This is a genomic window from Chitinophaga flava (assembly GCF_003308995.1).
Classification (GTDB): domain Bacteria; phylum Bacteroidota; class Bacteroidia; order Chitinophagales; family Chitinophagaceae; genus Chitinophaga; species Chitinophaga flava.
In genome coordinates this window covers 2,322,379-2,339,414 of sequence record NZ_QFFJ01000002.1, presented here as the reverse complement: position 1 = coordinate 2,339,414, position 17,036 = coordinate 2,322,379, and the positions used below count along the sequence as shown (strand labels likewise).

General features: G+C 44.1%; 1 protein-coding gene. It reads right to left on the bottom strand.

Annotated features, from left to right (window positions below):
• On the bottom strand, positions 1-17,022 hold the full coding sequence (locus DF182_RS25555) for an SDR family NAD(P)-dependent oxidoreductase (protein WP_113618599.1): 17,022 nt from the start codon (positions 17,020-17,022) through the stop codon (positions 1-3).
• Positions 17,023-17,036: the final 14 nt, after the last annotated feature.

Here is a 17,036-nt window from a genome sequence, read left to right as displayed (position 1 = left end):
TTAAATAAATTTTATAGCAATTACTTGATTCGGTTTATTAGCCAATACCATTTCCAGGATATTCATTCCTTCTACGGATGAAATACTTCCAACACCATTTGATTCCATGCGTGCTTTGTAATCATCAGCAGAAACGACACCTACCTCTCCCCAATATCCCCAGTTAATGATATACACCGGTGTATTCAGTGTATGTTTCAAACTGTGTGCATAGCTGTCTTTATAAGTACATCCGGCAGCATAATTCCCCTGCCCCGCGGCGTTCCATTGTGATTGCACGGATGAATAAAAACAGATAAAATCCAATGGTTCCTTTTTAAATGTTTCAACAAAATGATGGCTGGCTAAAGATTTGGGCGCAAAAGATTTCTTAAACCCATCTTCATTCATATTCACTATCATTTTATCATTCAACACAATTGCGGAATGAAATAAGCCGTGTACCGATTTGTTCAGTTTTTTTATTTCCCGGTAAGCATTTTCAACGCTCGATTTATTATTCGCATCGCATTGAATATATATTGGTTTTACGCCCAGCTTTTCAATGGCGGCCTGTGACATCCTGATTTTATCATCCAGTGGACTTCTTCCCAACCAAATGACCTGCGCTTTATAATTGTTTACGAGATATTCAGTGGTAGTCCTTCCTATGCCACCGGCGCCTCCCAGTATCACGTATACTCCTTGTGTTCTCAGCTTACTGCTTTGACAGCCGGACAGTTCCAGTTCATACAGGTCTTTCTGATAAAAATATCCGTTCCGATAACCGATTACCGGATCTTCTTTATCATAAGGACAAACAAGTATTTTTTCTATATCAGCGCGCGTTGTTTTCAGCACTTCCATATCAATCATGCGAATACGCCAATAAGGTTGTTCTTTTGCCAAGGAGCCAATGAGACCTACGATACCGCTACCACGCTCACTTACCTGATCAGTAGCCAATACCTTTTGTGTGTTGCCGGTTAGCACCGTAATATTTATTGATTTGTCTCTATAGACTGTAGCCAGCAATGTTTTAATCGTATTAAACACTGACAGTTCCCTTTGTTCATGCTCTTCCTCTAGCGTTGCCCCGGGAGGAGTTACTGACATACCTTGCAACAGATACACATCAGTTATATCCGATGGTATTTCTCTCAATGTCTTCACCGTTAACACTTCCCTGTTTCCGGCAACGAGTAGATTCTCCAGCGTTTCAGCCAGTACTATTTCAGTATCACCCGTTATTATCAAATGTTTTCCGCCCGCTGGCAGTGCCAGTGAGGTAGCTGTTTTTATGCGGTTCCAGACAGGTGCAAATAACATCCCTGGTTCGTTCGTTACCACATTCCGGAGTGATGAATGAATAACCGGTTGTTGTTCAGGCGTGTCTATCGATAGTGTTGCAAAGTCTTTGAAGCTCAGCAATACGCCACCCTGATCATCCAGCAGGTCAATATCATAAAGCGTAACTTTGCTGCTGGCTTTATCGTTATTACTCTTCCTGACATAACTCCATATCACTGATGGCAAATCCTGATAGAGATTTACTTCTCTCACACTAAACGGTAATGCCAGCTTTGGGTCATGTTGAGTAAAACTTATTCCTGCACAAGTCTGCAGGGCACTATCCAAAACACCCGGACTGAGTACATAACCTGTCTCTTTAGGCAAAGTAATCCTGGACAGGGCCTCCTGTTCACTGAAATATAATTGCGCTATCCCCTGAAAAGTGGCGCCATAGCTTAATCCCAGTTCATTAAATAACCGGTAGCACTCTTTCCCTTCTTTGACATCAGTAAGCCGCTTCCGGATGGCAGATAAATCATACCTGATTACAGACTGCTGTACCTTTGTATTTAATTTCCCTTTGCTATGGATCTGTTGTTCCAGATTATTTTGTGTGTAAACTTCATAGTCTATTTCTCCATCGGATGGAGAAAGACGAATATGTATTTCTTTTGGTTTTCCGTTTATCCCGATAGGCTGCAACCAGGTTATATCCCTTAGTTGCGTAATTTTTTCAGCGGTACCCTGTTCCCCTGCAGCTCTGGCCAGTTCCAGATAAGCTACTCCAGGCAGTACTTTTTCTTCCTTTACTTTATGATCTGTCAGGAAAGATTCTTTGCCGGTATAAACACTTGTAAACTGCTGCTGCTTCAGATTGGAGCTATTGAGGTGCAGTAACGGATGCAGTTTACTGGTGTTATCCGCCGTTTTCAGACCTGTTTCCACCGGAATCCAGTATCGTTCTTTAGCAAAAGGATAAACAGGCAAACTAATCCTACCGGGATTTTGTCCCTTGTAAAGAGAGCTCCAGTTGATATCAGCCCCTTTTATCCATAGCTCAGCCAGGAGTGCGCCGTTTTTACTCCTCAATGCATTTTCAACACTGTCCGCAGCTGATATAGCAGCTGTTTTATTTTTATTGACATTATTGGTCAATACCTGTTCTTTGTTCCCCGCCAGATAAGCTGTCAACTTACCGGTTAATTCCGTTTTATCTTTTGCTACTATGGCCAGACGTTCTTCCATAGCTACCCTACCTGTCTGTAAAGTAAAGGCGATACTATCAAGGCTGGCATCCGTACCAGATATCAGGTAAGACTTTAAATTAGCAGCCTGCTGCCGCAATATATCTTCATTCTTAGCCGACAACAGAATGATTGCGGGTGTTCCGCTACTATAGCCGGCCGGTGATTGAGATGAATATTCTTCCAATACCAGATGTGCATTAGTGCCACTAAATCCAAAGCTGCTTACAGCTGCGCGCCTTAGCTGGTTGGGAGCCACATTCCATTGTTTCAGTGCAGTATTCACATAAAACGGGCTTTGTTTCAGGTTGATGTATTCATTTTCCTTCATGTAGTGTATGCTGGGTGCAATACTGGCATATTTAAACTGCATCAGTACTTTCTCTATACCAGCTACCCCTGCCGCCGCGGAAGTATGTCCTATATTACTTTTCACAGACCCAATACCACAGTAACCCGTCTTGGATGTGAATGCGCCAAATGCGGTGGTCAGCGCCTCTACCTCTATAGGGTCTCCTAATTTAGTCCCGGTGCCATGTGCCTCCACATAGGTGATAGTTTCCGGATCAATAGCATATTTCTTATAAATACCTGTTAACAGGTCTGTCTGCGCATTTACACTGGGCGCGGTAATACCGTTGGTTTTTCCATCCTGATTAATACCTGACCCAAGAATGACACCATTAATATGATCTCCATCCTTCACGGCATCGGCTAAACGTTTTAATATCAATACGCCGGCGCCTTCTCCTGGAACAAAGCCATCTGCGCTGTTGTCAAAGGTTTTACATTTTCCTTCTTTAGACAACATACCGGCCGCACACATCTGCTGATACGGCTCCACACCCAGATAAAGTGTTACGCCACCAGCAATTGCCATATCTATTTCTTCACTCAACAATGCCTGACAAGCCAGATGAATGGCCACCAAAGAGCTTGAACAAGCAGTATCTATGGCTATGGCAGGGCCTTTCAGGTTCAGGAAATAAGCCATCCTGGCGGCAAAAATGGAACCAGCGTTACCAGTCATTAGTTGGGATGATGGCTGACTAAACCCTGATTGTTTTACCAGATAAGCATATTCATTTCCCATTATCCCCACATAAGTACCGCATTTCATCCCGTCCAGCTGAGATCTGCTGTAGCCGGCATCTTCCAGTGATTTCCAACATTCCTCCAGAAATATTCTTTGCTGAGGGTCCATCAGCTCTGCCTCCGAAGGAGATATATTAAAAAACAGCGGATCAAATTTATCCACGTCCTCCAACTGACCTAACCATTTAGCATATAAGCTGCCAGTTGTTTCACCACCTTTTACATAATATTCATCGGCGTTCCACCTGTCTTTCGAAATTTCTCTTACACAATCTGTTCCTTTAGAGATATTATCCCAGTAGGTGGCTAAATCCGGAGCCATCGGATAACGCCCGCTCATACCGATAATAGCAATACGGGTATCCTTCTCTGTAACAGGTGTGTGATTAATAACAGTAGTATCTGCTACCAACGGTAAGGATGGTACAGTTGTTTCTGCTGGTACTTTATCAGGTACTGGCAGTACTATCGGGGCAGCAGCCACCGGCAACTGTGTGACCACATAGCTGGTCAATGTTTTTAATGTAGGATAGTCATACAGTTTTGTTGCATTCAGCTGTATGTGAAGCTGTTCATTGATGCTTTTTATCAATTCAACACCAACAATAGAATCCAATCCTAATTCCTGAAATGCCTTGCTTTCATCAAAGTCATCATCCAGGTACAATGTATTACGCAGTATTTCATTTAGTTGTGCTAATACCGTCTGTTCTTGTATATGTTTATCCGGCCTTACAGCAACGGGCTGTACTGGTGTATTTTCTACCTCAGGGCTTATTAAGCTAATGGTATCTTTAGTAGCCATTACCGTAACTTTCTGATCCTCTTTTTCCTGAGAAGCAGACAGCTGTGTTGTTATATAACCTGCCAGTGTTTTTAGCGTAGGATAGTCATAGAGCTTTGTGGCATTTATTTTTATATCAAATTGTTCATTGATACTTTTTATCAGTTCAACACCAACAATAGAATCCAATCCCAGCTCCTGAAATGCCCTATTCTCATCAAAATCGTCGTCTAAATACAAGGTATCACTTACTATTTCCTCCAGTTTCTTCATCACAGTTTGTACCGTCTCTCTATTTTCCACTGCCGGCACCGGAAGCGGCTGCACTATGTCTCCCAACGATTGTTTTGTTTTATATTCCGTTTCAGGCTTCACCAATCTGATGGCATCATCAATACTCGACAAACGGATCTTCTCCGGTTGCATAGTTTTATCTGATGGTGTATTAAAGTTATCAGGTGTGGTAGCCATCTCAGGCTGTGTTCCGGTAGTACTTGTCAGCGTATTTTTTTTCATCTTTTCTTTTGCATGAAAGGGGGTGTTATCAAACCAATACCGTTGACGGGCAAACGGATAAGCAGGTAAACTGATTCTATCGGGATGTTGATCGGGGTAAAGCAACATCCAATCGATACGCATTCCTTTTACCCATAAGTGCAGCAGAGATGCAGGATCGGCATCCGCGCCGTTATGTACAACGGACATTTCCATATCGCCTGTCAACAAGTCTGCTGCGCCTGTTTTAGCATTACCGGTGAATATCTCAGCAGTTGCGCCTGCCAGATAATCCGTCAGCTTATTTAAAAGTTCGTCTTTGTCTTTTGCCTGAAATGCCAGCCGCTCCTCCATCGCTTCCCGACCTACCTGCAACGTATAGGCAATGTCATACAGATTTGCCGTGTGGTTAACTTCAACATAATGTTTCAGGTTTGAAGCCTGTTGTTTTAACCGGGCAATATCACGTGCAGACAGTACAATAATAGCAGGTAGGATACTGGTATATGCCTCCTTTTGGGGGGTGCGGTATTCCTCAATAATAATATGGGCATTGCTGCCACCGGCGCCAAAACTACTGATACCAGCCAATCTGGGACGGCTATCCGGTGTTGTCCAGGCTTCCAGTTGCTGCTGCACTTTAAAAGGTGTAGCTGCAAAATTGATATGAGGATTGAGCGTCGCAGCGTGTAAGGAAGGTACCAGCTGCTGATACTTTATTTGCAATAATACCTTGGTGAGCCCTGATATGCCAGCTGCTGATTCACAATGGCCAATATTTGATTTTACAGATCCTATACTGCAATATTGTTTGTTATCAGATGCAAATGCCTTTGTCAAACCGGCCATTTCTATAGGGTCTCCCAGGCTGGTGCCAGTACCGTGTGCTTCTATATAACTAAAGTCTGCCGCGGTCACACCTGCTTTTTTGATCGCCTCTTTTATGACAGCCGTTTGTGCCTTGGGGTTAGGTACTGTGTATCCGTTGGTTTTTCCACCATGATTAACAGCTGTCCCTTTAATAACGCCATAGATGCGGTCACCATCTGCAACTGCCTTGCTTAGTGATTTTAGCAATACTGCCCCAACACCTTCTCCTGGTACATAACCATCTCCCCCCACGCCAAAACTCTCGCACCTGCCTTTACCAGACACAAAATTTCCCTGACTCAGCATCACATACTTCCTGGGGTGAACACTGACGTTTACACCGCCAGCTATGGCCAAGTCCGTTTCTCCGGCCTGAATATCCTTACAGGCCATATGTATGGCTGTTAATGAAGAAGAGCACATGGTATCCACTGCCATGCTTGGGCCATGGAAATTAAAGAAATAAGACACCCTGTTCGCGATGCCACTAGGGTTACCCAATAAGGTGAGGGGGTTACCCTTAACTGTTTCTTCTGCCCCAAACAATTGATACTCCTCATACATCACGCCCGCGTATACGCCAACCCTGCCACCCAATTCAGCACCATCTACGCGTGTTCCCTGTAATAACTCTCTGGTATATCCGGCATCTTCTATTGTTTCCCAAACGGTTTGTAAAAATAACCGCTCCTGTGGGTCCATCATGATGGCTTCTCTTGGAGAAATATTAAAGAACAACGGATCAAACAGATCTACATCATCCATAAAACCTCCCCACTTGCTATAACTCTTACTTTTATCTCCTCTGTCTTCGCTGTAAAAATTAGCAATATCCCATCTGTTCGCAGGTATCTCCGTGATACTATCTTTACCGGCTTTTAAGTTCTCCCAAAACTCATTAATATTTTTTGCGCCGGGGTATCTGCCACTTAAACCAATGATAGCAATATCTTCCGGTGCTGTTGGCAATGTTGCCGCTGGTTGAAGCGCTGCAAATCTTTGACGATGCCGGTGGCTGGTGATGGGTTCCGGATTATCAGTTGCATCCGCCATTACAGGAGCAATCGCCACTTCAGCATTTCCTGTTAATTCACGGAGTTTATTTCCATGTTCCTTTATAAAGTATTCAATTAGTTCACCCAGGGTCTGGTATTCAAAAAATAAAGTTCTGGGTAGTTTATCAAATACTTCGTCCAAACGATTGGTAAGTTTGGTAATCAAGACTGAATTAATACCATATTGTTCAAAAGGGGCATCTAATTCAAAACGATCTTCCGGTAATCTTAATTCTTTTGATAATAATCTCCGTATATAGTTGGCTGATGCCGTCTGTAACTTTTCCTGTTCTCCTTCTGCTGGTATAGCTGACAACAGCACTGCTTTTTCTTCTACCCTCTTTCCGGCAAACAGTGTTCTTATCATACTGCCTTTTCCATGAACAACAATACCCTGACCAACTACATTGCTGAGTAGCGTTTCAAAGGCTTTAATACCTTCTCCTGCTGGCAATGGCAGCATGCCCCATTGTTTCGACAGATACTTTTCACTCTCCTCATCGATCTGCATACCGCCCTCCCGCCATAGCGGCCAACTGATGCTCAATGTTTTACCTTGTCTTTTTCCTTTTGTTTGTTCCGTATGGCGATAGTGTGCGTAGTTATCCATCCATGCATTGGCAGCAGCGTAATCTGCCTGACCAACATTACCCAGTACACCTGCCACAGCGGAAAAGAAGACCATAAAATCCAGCACTTCGTCTCTCGTTGCCTCATCCAGGTTTTTAGTCCCTGTTATTTTGGGCAACAGCACTGCTGCTGCTTCTTCCGGTGTTTTATTGATAATGAAACTATCCCGGATTATGCCGGCAGCGTGAATAACCCCATCCAGTTTCTGATAACGCGATTTAATCGTTTTAATCAAATCATTTACTGCGGCTTTATCACTGATATCACATTCGTAGTATACCACATTGGGCAACACAGATAAAGCAGTTCGTTTTTCTTCTGTTAAACGGCTTCTTCCAGTGAGCACCACCTGTGTGTTGGGCACACTGCTGATGTAGTTGGCAAAAATCTGCCCCAGTCCTCCGGCTCCACCGGTAATCAGGTATACGCCGCCTTCTTTAACAGCAGGATTATTCTTTCCTTCAGCAACATCAGTGATAGCTGAGACTGTTTTTATTTTTCTTTCCCCGTCCTCGTAACATACCTCTGTATCTCTGGTATATTGTTCTGCCTCCAGTATCTGCGTGAGTACCTGGAGCTCTTGTATATTCAAACGTTCTACACCTATTATTTTTCCGGTTACTTTAGGATTCTCTTGTGCAGCAGTTTTTAACAATCCTGATATAAAACCGTAGTCTGCATATTCTTCATTACTGCAAACCACAGTAATGTGTGTAGCTTTTTTTGTTACCAGCTTTTCTTTAACTCTCTCCAATGCACTGATAAAGCAGCTCGTAGCAGTATCTCCCGGGAGCACTGCTACTTCCAACTCCAATGTTTCTTTTAGTTTATCCGCCAGATCCGAGGCTCCACCGGCCAGCAGGATCAGCTGTTCTGCATCCTGTTTGGTTATTACACGCTGTGGAGCTGGCTGCCAGGTATTGGTATATAAGAAAGCTGCTGCTTTTTCTTCCGGTTGATTGCTGTTGGAAAATTTGTCCAATGGCAACATTACCAGTTCTGTAAAACGAATCAATACCTCCCCTTCGGCATTCAGCAGATCAATATCGTAATAGGTTACTTTACCACCAGAACTACGTTGTTTACTTTCCCTTACATACCCCCATACGACCGATGTCAGCTCCTGGTAAATATTCACTTCATGTACACTGAAGGGCAGTAACAGATTAGGGCGTTCTTTTGCGAAACTCAATCCTATACAGGTTTGCAACGCGCTGTCCAATATACCAGGACTCAGTACATAATCAGTTTCCTGTGGCAAAGTGATTTTTGACAGCGCTTCCGTTTCGCTGTAGTAAATTTTTTCAATACCCTGGAAACTTGTACCGTAATTGATCCCCATCTCTCTGAACAATGCATAACACTCTTCTCCTTCTCTGCTGCGCGTTAATCGCTCCCGGATGGCCGACAGATCCTGTTTTCCAATGGCGGGTTGTATTTTAGTTCCAAGTTTTCCTTCGCTATGTACCCGTGTTGTTGTTTCATTTTGCGTGTAAACCTCATACCCCACTTCCTCGCCTACCGGGTAAAGACTGATATGTACTTTCCGGGGAGTACCGTTCACATAGACCGGTTGCTGCCAGGTAACATCTTTCAGGGTGGTAACCGGCTGATGCGTGCTGCGCTTTCCCGCAGCATTGGCCAGTTCCAGATAGGCTACACCAGGAAATACTTTTTCACCCCGCACTACGTGATCTGCCAGAAACGTTTCTGTTCCGGTGTAAATACTGGTAAACTTTTGTTCATGCAGATCGGATTCATTGCTGTGCAATAATGGGTGTAGCTTGTTATTGCTATGGGGTAGCATCAGTACTTCTTCTTCCATCACCCAATAACGTTCTCTCGCAAACGGATAGGCTGGTAAACTGATCCTGGCAGGTGTATGATGCTCATATAACAAAGCCCAATCAATATTCACCCCTTTTACCCATAACTGAGCGACAGAAGCCGATTCTTTGTTGGCTATTGCATAATTGATATACGCATGTCCGGCGCCTCCTTTGAGCAAAAAGTCTGCTTTGTCTTTTTTGACACTACCTGTAAATACTGTATTGGCAGATGAATCGGTTGTTATGCCGGCGAGATACTCTTTGAGCAAGGCTTCCAGCCCTTCCTTATTTTCGGCTATCAGTGCCAGCCGCTCCTCCATCGGCTCCCGGCCTGTTTGAAGGGTATAGGCGATATCGTACAGATTTACCGCTTTATTGATTTCCAGGTAACGTTTCAGATTTACGGCCTGTTCCTTCAACCGGTGCTCATTTCGGGCCGATAGCGCGATGATGGCCGGTGCGGCGCCAGTGTAGGTAATTTTAGCAGGTGGCTGATACTCTTCGATAATGACATGTGCATTTGAACCACCAAATCCAAAGCTGCTGATACCGGCTATTCTCGGGTGGTTGTTGACTGATAGCCATTCCTCCGTTTCTTTTTGTAGTCGGAATGGACTACCCTCCAGTTTAAGATATGCGTTGGGTATTTGCAGATGTGGATTACCAGGCAGTGTATGATGCTGTAATGAAAGCAATACTTTCATTACACCTACAATACCTGCGGCTGCCTCCAGATGTCCTACGTTTGTTTTCACACTTCCGATGCTGCAGTGAGGTGTTTCCGGCTGTGGAATATTCCATGCTTTATATAATTCCTTAAACGCCAGTTTCAGGCCCTCCGTTTCTATCGGATCGCCCAAAGGCGTACCGGTGCCATGTGTTTCTATATAACTTACTGCCCTGGGATCAATATTGGCAGAACGATATGCTTTTAGTAGCAGATCCTTTTGTGCTGCAGGATTGGGGGAAGTTAACGTATTGGCTTTACCACCGTGATTTTCTGCAGTACCACGGATGACACCATAAATATGATCGCCATCGGCTTCTGCCTTACTTAATGGCTTTAATATTACAATACCTACGCCTTCACCTCTTACATAGCCGTTGGCTGATTGATCAAAAGTCTTGCACCTGCCATCTTCACTTAACATACCCGCCTGACTAAGTGGCAATAATGTTTCAGGTATAAGATCAAGACTAACACCTCCCGCTATTACGATATCGCAATCACCATTGCGGATATGCTCCACAGCCCGGTGGATGGCTACCAGAGAGCTGGAGCAGGCTGTATCTACCGGCTCACTCGGACCATGCAGATTAAACTGATAGGATATCCTGTTGGTAAGTATGGAATGAGAAATACCGGTCGCCGACTGTGCTTCCTGTATCGCATTTCCCCTTTGGATAAGTGATGCATAATCATTAAAGTAGGTACCTATAAAAACACCTGTATTGGAGCCGGACAACATTTTTACATTAATACCGGCATCTTCCAGCGCATGATAAACCGCTTCCAGGGCTATGCGCTGCTGCGGGTCCATCAGTTCTGCCTCCTTGGGGGATATATTAAAAAACAGCGGGTCAAATTTATCTGCATCGGCAATAAAACCGCCCCACTTCGCACGGGTTTTGTTCCTGTCTTTTTGCGGATCGCCGTCATATTTTCGCCAATCCCATCTTTCAGCGGGTATTTCAACAATGAGATCTTTATTATCCCTGAGATTACTCCAGAAAGCAGTTAAATCGGGAGAACCCGGAAAACGCCCACTCATACCTATGATCGCTACTGGCCCGGCTGTGTGGTATGGTATTGGGTCCTGCGGGGACATTGTTTGCGGCCTGGCTACGGGAGGCGGTGCAATAGTGTCGGCAGATATCTCTGCAGCCTTTTCGGACCGGCTTATAACAGGATGCTTCTTTGCCAGGTTATCAACATATTCTTCTGTCAGAAATGTTGTTAATCCTTCTACCGTTGAATAATTATAAAACAAGGTAGGCTTTAAATCCAGGTCATAATAGTTATTGAGTTCATTGGAAAACCTGGTCAGTAAAATAGAATCAAAGCCATAGTCTCCTAATTTTTCATCTGTTGCTATATCTGTAACGCTCAGCTTCAGGAGATCTGCAGCTATTTCCAGTATTTTTCCTGTTACTGATACCTGTAAATCTTTTGAGTGAATGTCGGAGGTAGATGTAACCAGATCCCGAACTGGTTGAGAAAATAATTTTTTAGCGACGTTATCTCCATTTCCAAAAATAACCATTCCCTGACTGCATGAATTTGTCAGCAGTGCTTCAAATGCACTGATACCCGCTGCGGTAGGCAATGGCAACATTCCCCATTTTCTTTCAAGATATTCTTCGTTTTCAGCAGCAATCTGCATACCACCCTCTTTCCATAAGGGCCAGTTAATACTCCGTGTTTTACCATGTCTGTTTCCTTTGGCCTGTTCTGCATTACGGAAGTGTGCATAATTATCCAACCACGCATTTGCTGAAGCATAATCTGCCTGACCTGTGTTGCCAAATACACCAGCAACAGAAGAGAAATACACCATAAAATCAAGTGTCTCTTCTTTCGTTGCTTCATCCAGATTTTTAGCACCTGCTATTTTGGGTAACAGCACCGCCATCACTTCTTCCGCGGTCTTGTTAATGATAAAGCTGTCACGGATCACACCGGCACTATGGATAATACCATCGAGCCTGCCGTAACCTTTTTTGATCGTTGCTATTAGATCTGTTACCTCCGTAGCCTTACTCACATTACATTGATAATAAACCGCATTGGGAAATGCTGACAATACAGCCTGTTTCTCCGCCGTCAACGGACTACTACCGGTAAGTACCAATTGCGTGTTGGGTGTTTCGCTGATATAGCCGGCAAAGATCTGCCCTAGTCCGCCAGTACCACCGGTTATCAGATACACGCCCCCTTCTTTAACAGGAAGATTCGTTTTCGTATTTACCTCACTGGTGAGGGCCTGTGTTACTTTTATCAGTCTTTTTTCCTCCTGGTAGCGAACCTCTGCATCCCGGGTATACTGTTCATTTTTCAGTATGCCGGCGAGTGTTCCCAACCCGTGTATATCAAGGCTTTCAACACTTATTATTTTTCCGGTTACTTTAGGATTTTCCTGTGTAGCTGTTTTTAATAATCCGGATACAAAGCCATAAGACACGTATTCTTCATTACTACAAACGATACTGATATGAATACCTGTTTTTGTGGTTAACCGCGCTTTTACTTTTTCCAGTGTATGTATAAAATAAGTTATCTCATCAGCTGCGGGCAACCATACAACTTCCTGTCCCAACATTGCCTGCAACTTGTCTGCCACCGCCGTTGAACCACCGGCCAGCAATATCAGCTGTGATATAGCATTATCCTGTTTTCCGGCCACTTCGGGCAACGACTCCTGCCAGTCAGTACTGTATAGATGAGTCGCTGCTGCTGATGCTGTTGCTACCGCTGGTGCTGCAGCAGCTGGCATACGTTCAGCCGGTACCCAATAACGGTTCCGGGCAAATGGATAAGCAGGCAAACTGATTTTTTCCGGCTTATGCCCATCATACAATAAAGTCCAGTCAATATTTACCCCTCTTACCCATAACTGCGCAATGGACCCACTCTCCCGATCTTTCAACGCACTTTCTATATAAGCCTTTCCTGCATTACCTTCCAGTAAAAATTCCGATTTATTTCTTTTGCTATTACCTGTAAATACATCGTCCATTTTTCCTGCCTGATAGCTGGTCAGCTTTTCCAACAAGGTTTCTTTATCGTTTGCGATCAATGCCAGGCGTTCTTCCATCGCTTCCCGTCCTATCTGAAGCGTATAGGCAACATCATACAGATTTGCGTCTGCGTGGGTTTCCAGAAAATGCTTCAGGTTTACAACCTGTTCATTCAACCGGATGAGGTTACGGGCAGATAATATAATGATGGCAGGCATATCACTGGTATAGGCCGTTTTATGTGTACGATACTCCTGAATGACGATGTGCGCATTGCTGCCACCTGCGCCAAAACCGCTGATACCGGCTAATCTTAGCTGGTTATCAGTAGTAGCCCATTCTTCCAGCACCTGCTGGACTTTAAACGGTGTGGCTGCAAAATCAATATTCGGATTAAGGGTGGCAGCATGCAATGAAGGTGCCAGCTGCTGATATTTTAATTGCAGTAATACCTTTGTAACACCTGAAATTCCTGCTGCCGATTCACAATGGCCAATATTAGATTTTACCGAACCAATGCTGCAATATTGCCGGCCACCGTCACCTGAAAATACTTTTGTTAAACCCGCTATTTCTATAGGGTCACCTAAACTGGTGCCCGTACCGTGTGCTTCAATATAACTGAAGTCAGTTGCCGCTACACCTGCTTTTCTGATCGCCTCCTTTATGACAGCTGTCTGCGCTTTGGGATTAGGTACCGTATACCCATTGGTTCTTCCACCGTGGTTAACAGCCGATCCTTTAATAACCCCATAAATACGATCTCCATCTGCTACCGCCTGACTTAATGATTTCAGTAGTATAGCACCTACTCCTTCTCCTGGTACATAACCATCCCCTCCTTCTCCAAAACTTTCACACCTGCCTTTACTGGATACAAAACCGTTTTCACTTAATGCCAGATATTTACCCGGATGGATACTTACATTTACCCCACCAGCGATGGCCAGATCACAATTACCATTCTGAATGCTTTCACAAGCCAGATGTATGGCTGTTAAAGAAGAAGAGCACATCGTATCCACTGCCATACTGGGGCCATGGAAATTAAAAAAATAAGATACCCGGTTGGCAATACTGCCGGGATTACTCCATAATGATACCGGATTACCTTTTAATGTTTCGGCTACGCCAAACAGTTGATATTCTTCATACATCACCCCTACATATACACCTACCCTGCCACCTAATTCAGTTTTGCTACTGTGTGAACCCTGCAACATCTCCCTTGTATAACCTGCATCTTCTACGGTTTCCCAAACAGTTTGCAAAAACAATCGTTCCTGAGGGTCCATCAGTTCAGCTTCTCTGGGAGAAATATTGAAAAACAACGGATCAAACTGATCTACACCATCAATAAAACCGCCCCATTTACTGTAACTGTTGCCGATCTTTCCTTTTTCTTCACTATAAAAATTATTAATATCCCATCTATCAGGGGGAATTTCTGTAATACAGTCTTTCCCTGCCTTCAGATTTTCCCAGAATTCGTTAACATTCCTTGCACCAGGGTATCTGCCACTTAACCCTATAATGGCAACGTCTCCTGATATTTCAACAGCATCACTTTTTGTTTTTTCAACAGGTTGTTGTTTTTTATCCGGCAACAGCATGGATTTAGTTGTTACAGCGCCGGTCATTGTTGTTTCCGGAGAATAACCTGATAATGTTGCTAACTTATCAGGATGTTCTTCCATAAAATAACCCGTTAATTCATCCAGGGTCTGGTATTCAAAAAACAGCGTTCTCGGCAGCCTTCCAAAAACCCCTTCCAGGCAACTGTTCAGCTTTGTAATCAATATTGAATCAATACCATATTTCGCAAAGGGAACATCCCCTTCAAACTTATGTTCTGATATTTTTAGTTCTTTCGCGAGTAATTTTCGTGTATAGTTGACCGATATCATTTTCCATCTTTCTGTTTCGGCCTTGTCGGGAATGAATGAGGGTGGAATATTACTTTCGGCTTTCAGTGCAGGCGTAAAGCGTGTTATTATTTCATGCGCCTTCCCATAAACAACTATCCCCTGACCTGCTTTACTGTTGAGCAGCATTTCAAAAGCCCGGATACCTTCAGCAGCAGGCAATGGCAACATTCCCCATTCTTTTTCAAGATATGCTTCACTCGCTTCATCTATCTGCATGCCACCTACTTTCCATAGAGGCCAGTTGATACTTAATGTCTGGCCTTGCCGTTTTCCTTTTAACTGTTCTTCATGACGGTAGTGCGCGTAGTTGTCCAGCCACGCATTTGCGGCCGCATAGTCAGCCTGACCAACATTACCCAACACACCGGCTATTGAGGAAAAGAACACCATAAAATCAAGTGCTTCCCCTTTGGTGGCTTCATCCAGGTTTTTTGCGCCGGCTATTTTGGGTAGCAACACCCCTGTTGCTTCTTCACGGGTTTTGTTCAGGACAAAACTGTCGCGGATGACGCCTGCACTATGGATAATCCCATCCAGTTTTGTATAACGCGTTTTAATCGTTGTAATTAATGCGGTTACTTCGGCTGCATTGCTTACATCACATGGATAATAAGCCGCATTCGGAAAGGCTGATAAGGCCGCCTGTTTTGCCGCGGTTAATGCACCGCGTCCGGTGAGGATCAGTTGCGTGTTGGCTGTTTGACTGATATAGCCGGCAAAAATCTGCCCAAGCCCGCCTGCACCACCGGTTATCAGATATACGCCTCCTTCTTTAATAATAATATTATCCGCTATACCTTCAGCGTTGCTGATACCATGCAGTGTTTTTACACTTCTTTTTCCTGCCTGATAACGTACTTCTGTGTCAACAGTATATTGCTCTGCTTCCAGTATGCCGGCAAGTGTTTCCAAATCCTGTATACCTAAACTATCTACCGCTATTACTTTTCCGGTTACTTTAGGATTTTCCTGTGTGGCAGATTTTAGTAATCCGGATACAAAACCATAATCCAGGTAATCTGTATGGCTGCAAACAACCATGATATGTGTCGCTGCTTTTATGGTCAGTTTCTCTTTTACAACCTCCAGCACATTTACGAAATAATCAACGGGTGTATTTTCCGGTAATGCCATCACTTCCAGTGCCAGTTGCCCTTTCAGCTTGTCCGCAAGATCGGCCGAACCACCCGCCAGCAGTATCAGTTGGGTGGCCGTTGTTATTACAGGGGTTATCTTTTTTTCCTGCCAGCTATTGGCAAATAAACAAGTAGCCGTCTCCGTTACCGCTTGTTTGGTTGATGTTACTCCATCCGGTGGCAGCAGCATTAATTCTCTAAAAGCAAGCAGCACTTCACCCCGCTCGTTTAAAAGGTCAATATCATAAAGGAGGATGCCGGTGTTGTTTTTATCGGATCTGCATTCTCTGGCATAACACCAGATCACATCCGGAAGCTCCCGATAAATATTTACTTCCCGCACACAAAAGGGTAATGCCAGTTGCTGATCTCCTTTTGCAAATCCGGGCCCCGCACAGGTTTGTAGTGCACTATCCAATACACCCGGACTCAACACATAACCTTTTTCCCCGGGCAACATTATGCGGGACAAAGATGCCGTTTCACTGTAATAAAGACTGGTTATCCCCTGAAAACTGCGACCATAATCCAGTCCCTTAATCCGGAATAAATCATAACATGCTTTCCCCTCTTTTTCATAGGGCAACTGTTGCCGGATATTTGCCAGATCATAATTTGCAGGGATCATCTGCGTAGTTGTGCTTAGCTTCCCTTCACAATGAACCGTTATACCGGCTTCGTTTTGCGTGTAAATTTCGTAGCCGGTATCTTCACCTGCCGGATAAAGACGGGTATGCACTTTCTTAGGGGTACCATTAACCCGGACAGGGCTTTGCCAGCTTACATCTCTCAGCTGCGTAATTTTTTCTTTTGTCACCTGTTCTCCGGCAGCCCTTGCCAATTCTAAATAAGCGGCGCCTGGAAGCACGTTCTCTTCACGTACTTTATGATCTGCCAAAAAAGGTTCTTTGCCAGTATATATACTTGTGAATCGCTGTTCTTTCATCGTCCTTTCATTTA